At 46.6% G+C, this 3,028-nt stretch carries 3 protein-coding genes; all 3 read right to left on the minus strand.

Annotated elements, in window-relative coordinates; genetic code table 11:
- Positions 1-968 (minus strand): methionine aminotransferase (locus VM802_RS30490; RefSeq protein ID WP_325538009.1); only part of this gene is annotated, 968 nt, incomplete at its 3' end.
- A 5-nt stretch (positions 969-973) separates the two neighbouring features.
- A complete protein-coding gene (locus VM802_RS30495) occupies positions 974-2,065 on the minus strand; it encodes a mannose-1-phosphate guanylyltransferase (protein ID WP_325538011.1) in 1,092 nt (363 codons plus the stop codon).
- A 2-nt stretch (positions 2,066-2,067) separates the two neighbouring features.
- A complete protein-coding gene (locus VM802_RS30500; protein WP_325538013.1) occupies positions 2,068-3,027 on the minus strand; it encodes a KpsF/GutQ family sugar-phosphate isomerase in 960 nt (319 codons plus the stop codon).
- Position 3,028: the final 1 nt, after the last annotated feature.

Consider the following 3,028-nt stretch of genomic DNA (forward strand, 5'->3'; position numbering starts at 1 on the left):
TCATCCGAAATACGGTCATATTTCATCAGTTGAAAATAGCTTCCCCTGCTGGATAGCGGCGTAAAGCGTGAATCCTTCATCAGATGCAGGAAATAATCTCTCTTCTGCTGATAAAATTCCGGCAAGTCCAGGTAATGTGAAGGCGTTTCCAGGAACCTGGCAAGTCCGTGTTGCATGGGCGTGTTTACTGAAAAACAGAGATATTGGTGTACTTTCCTGTACTCCTGCGTCAGATGTTGTGGCGCCACACAATACCCCATCTTCCAGCCGGTATTGTGAAACACCTTGCCGAAAGAAAACACCACAAAGCTGTTACGGAAAATAGCCGGATAACGCAATATACTCTGGTGTCTTTCACCATCGAAGATCAGATGCTCGTACACTTCGTCTGATAGCACCAGCAGATTGAACTCGTCCACAATCTTTTCCAGTTCTGCAATATCGCTTTCCTGCAATATGCTGCCGGTAGGATTATGCGGAGTGTTGATCATGATCATCCGGGTGCGTGGTGTTATTTTACTGCGTACATCCTCCCAGTTAATGCGGTAATCGGGGAAAGAGAGCGGGATCAGCACCGGCTTGCCTCCATTAACGAGCACATTGGGAATATAGCTATCGTATGCCGGTTCAAAAATGATCACTTCATCACCGGGGTGTATACATGTAGCAATGGCAGTGAAGATAGCATAAGTACCACCAGGCGTGATCGTGATCTCCGTGTCGGGATTCACGTGTTGCTGGTAGAGACTTGCAATTTTAGCAGCGAGTGCAGATCTGAGAGATATCAGTCCGGGCATTGGTGCATATTGATTATGCCCCTGTTGCATTGCTTCGTTTACAAGCGATTTTAGCTCGTCGCTGCAATCATAGTCCGGGAATCCCTGGGAAAGGTTGATGGCCCTGTGCTCTGTTGCCAGGGCTGACATCACGGTAAATATGGTGGTCCCGGTATTGGGTAGTTTTGACATAGTAGTTACAGGAATTTTTCACCCTTGTTCCTCTTTACCTCCGCCACGTATTCTTTAATCTGTTGTTCATTTTCTTTTTTGCAGATGAGCAGTACATCCTGTGTATCTATTACGATAAACTCATCGAGGCCCTGTAGCAGTACAAGCTTTTCATTAGGTACTTTCACCATACACTTGGTGGCATCAATCACTACTACGTTTTTGCCCTGTACAGCATTGCCGAGATAGTCCTTTTCCAGGTTTTCATATGCAGAGGCCCAGGTACCAAGATCGCTCCAGCCGAAATTGGAAGGGATCACGTACACATTGTCTGCTTTCTCCATGATACCGTAATCAATGGAGATGTTGGTACATTGCGGATATACCTGTTCCATCACTTCTTTTTCTGCTGGTGTATTGAGGGCATATACACTTTGTCCGAAGAGCTCATCTATTTCCGGAAGGTATTCCTTGAAAGCAGCGAGAATGGTCTTCACATTCCAGACGAAGATGCCGGCATTCCAGAGAAAATCTCCACTCTGGATGAAGGTTTTGGCAAGTTCGAGATTGGGTTTTTCGGTGAATGTTTTAACCTTGTATACATTGTCTGCCACCTGCTGTGGTTCAAACTGGATATAGCCGTAGCCAGTGTCAGGGCGTGTAGGCTTAATACCGAGGGTAAGCAATGCGCTATGCTTCTGAACAAAGAGGAGCGCATTGAGGCAGGCATTGGTAAATGCGGCGCCGTCTACGATCAGATGATCTGCCGGGGCGCATACAATGTTTGCGAGCGGGTCCTGTTTGTGTATCTTATGAGAAATGTAGGCAATGCAGGGAGCAGTGTTTTTACGCGATGGCTCATTCACGATATTCTGTGATGGCAGCTCTGGCAGTTGTTCTGCCACCTTAGAGGTATACTGCTGATGCGTAACCACAAAGATATTATCCTTTGGGATGAACTGAAGAAAACGTTCATATGTCCATTGCAGCAGAGATTTCCCGGTGTTGAGAATATCGAGGAACTGCTTGGGATTGTCTGTGCGGCTATGAGGCCAGAAGCGGCTGCCTATGCCGCCTGCCATGATTGCCACGTAAAAATGGCTATTCAGCTGTGTCATTTCTATATAATTCCTTCTCTGATTAAATCATGTAAGTGAATAATTCCTGTATAATGGTCACCGTTCATCACTAACAGCTGTGTGATATCGTGGCGGCGCATCATTTCGAGTGCGTTGATTGCCAGTTCATCCTCCTGAATGATCTTCGGGTGCAGCGACATAATGTCCTTTGCGGTAACGGCGTTAGTAGGCACATTTTTCTCCAGCATCCGACGTAGGTCACCATCAGTTATAATACCGCTCAGGTGTCCGTTTCCGTCAATTACAGCGGTAACGCCGAGCATTTTTGAAGAGATCTCCACAATCACTTCTCTCAATGAGCTGTTAAGCAATACCTGGGGAGACTGATGCTGTTTGCTGAGATCACCTACCTTCAGATATAATTTCTTGCCTAATGCACCACCGGGATGAAACTTAGCAAAATCTGCTGCCGTAAAACCGTGCCATTCAATGAGGCACACTGCAAGTGCGTCACCCATTGCCAATTGGGCAGTGGTACTGGTGGTAGGTGCGAGGTTATTGGGACAAGCTTCCTGACTCACGGTAGTATTCAGTACAAAGTCTGCTTCCGTAGCCAGAAATGAGGTAGTATTCCCCACCATGGCAACCAGTGTGTTGCCAAAGTTCTTCACCAGCGGTACCAGTACTTTTACTTCAGCTGAAGTGCCGCTTTTGGAGATGCACATAACAATATCGTCTGGCGTGATCATGCCCAGATCACCATGTATAGCATCCGCTGCGTGCATAAAAAGGGAGGGCGTGCCTGTAGAGTTCAGGGTAGCAACTATTTTCTGTGCAATAATGGCGCTTTTACCAATGCCGGTGATTACCAGGCGCCCTTTACATTGAGCGACCAGTTCCACCACCTTTTCAAAATCTGCATTTATAAACTGCTGCAAATCATTAATTGCCGCTGCTTCCATCGCAATGGTGCGCTTTGCAACCTCTCTTGTGTTATTAATT

The organism is Chitinophaga sp. (genome assembly GCF_035538455.1).
Taxonomy (GTDB): Bacteria; Bacteroidota; Bacteroidia; order Chitinophagales; family Chitinophagaceae; genus Chitinophaga.